At 65.9% G+C, this 1,021-nt stretch carries 2 protein-coding genes; both read right to left on the bottom strand.

From position 1 onward, the window contains the following. Positions 1-511, bottom strand: a 511-nt coding sequence (locus tag ACZYZ3_RS20525) for a DUF305 domain-containing protein (RefSeq protein ID WP_463965606.1), incomplete at its 3' end; no start/stop codon positions are given. Between the two features lie 135 nt (positions 512-646). Then, positions 647-1,021 (bottom strand): hypothetical protein (locus ACZYZ3_RS20520; RefSeq protein ID WP_463965605.1); only part of this gene is annotated, 375 nt, incomplete at its 5' end.

Genomic DNA, 1,021 nt, shown 5'->3' with positions numbered 1-1,021 from the left:
GGTGGTGGACAACCATCTGCGTCAGGAAGAGCCTGGCTGCTTCGGTGCCCTGGGCGGCCTCAAGCTGCTTCATGTCGCCCGCGCCCATCATCCCGTCGCCCATGCCATGGCCGGAAGCCATCTGGGCCGGTTCGTTCCAAGCCTTGAGCCAGCCCGTCATCTGCTCGATTTCGGGGGCCTGCGCGGCCTTGATCTTGGTGGCGAGGGCGGTGATCCGGGCATCCATGCCCTGTTTCTTGAGCATCATTTCGCTCATTTCCACCGCCTGTTCGTGGTGCGGAATCATTCCCTGGGCGAACATGGTGTCGGCCTCGTTGTGTTCGGTAGCGGCGGCCGGTGCACTGCTGGACATCATCCCCGGGCCCTGGCCCATTCCCGGCATTGAGCTGGCGGAGGACGCAGGGCTGCTGGAGGTGGCAGACGGTGCGGAGGGGCCGGTTGAGCAGCCCGCGAGGGCGAGTGCCGCAGCGATGGCGGTCGCGGAAAGGGGCAGAAACTTCGTGTTCATCATGGCTCTTTAAGTCCTTCAAGACATCAGGGGGCGCAAGGGCGCCAGGGGTGTGTGCATCAGCGATGCGCCCGGCTCAAAGGAGGAGAGTCAGGCAAGGGGCGTGCGCCGGTCAGGTCACAGCGCGGGGCCCCTGTTTTACGTTCGGCTGATGCAGAGCTCGCCTGGTGATGGGCTGCCGGGAAGATAGGACCACAGCGTGCCAACATGGCTCTGGGTCCCCGCGCCGGTGTGACTGGCGATGATTCCGGTGCCCGGCAGCGGGGCGGCCAGAGAGGCCGTCTTCGCCGACGGGGTGCAGTCCACAGTCATGGACTGCGTGCTGGTGCAGTGGTTCGAGTCCGTGCACTGCACGGTCCGGGCACCGGCTTCGTCTTGTGCCGCGTGCACGTGCGGGTCAGAGGATGGTCCAGCAGGATGAACTCCCGCGAGGCCGGCAGGGGAAGAATCGTGATGGTCGCTGACGGTTGCATCCGCCGTGGCCGGGGAGTGCGTGGCATGGGTGGCGGTCAT

The sequence above is a fragment of the Pseudarthrobacter linnaei genome (assembly GCF_055412825.1).
Note: the sequence above shows the minus strand (reverse complement) of the source record. Positions and strands in the feature narration are given on the sequence as shown.